At 48.3% G+C, this 362-nt stretch carries 1 protein-coding gene; it reads right to left on the reverse strand.

What is annotated here, in order from left to right:
* Positions 1-164 precede the first annotated feature (164 nt).
* On the reverse strand, positions 165-362 hold a 198-nt coding region (locus IEQ44_RS17140; RefSeq protein ID WP_227487616.1), incomplete at its 5' end, for a hypothetical protein.

Consider the following 362-nt stretch of genomic DNA (forward strand, 5'->3'; position numbering starts at 1 on the left):
GGTCATCACTAAACCATAGGTTTGTGAGGCCGTTTTTCTTTTTTGCAGAATGAAAATCTTTAGAGTGCAGCAGAGTGGCTGCACCCTTTTTACTTCATCCGTGACATCACGCAGTGTGGGGCCAGGCTCAGGTTCTGGACTCAACAGAGGGTGGTAATATTGTGCTAATCTTCATTCATAAACGTTTGCATATATAAATGACATAAATAACATTTTTTTTTTTTCCAGAAAACCACCGTACCGTTGGGAAGTCGACTTCCTGTGTCGGTGGTCCCGTCCCGCCCAGACATGCCGTCCTGTAGGTTGTTGGGGCTGTCCATCATTGGCTCCTCCAGCCCCGAGCCTTCCTCTCCGCTGTGGCC

This window comes from Nocardioides malaquae, from assembly GCF_015070385.1.
Taxonomy (GTDB): domain Bacteria; phylum Actinomycetota; class Actinomycetes; order Propionibacteriales; family Nocardioidaceae; genus Nocardioides; species Nocardioides malaquae.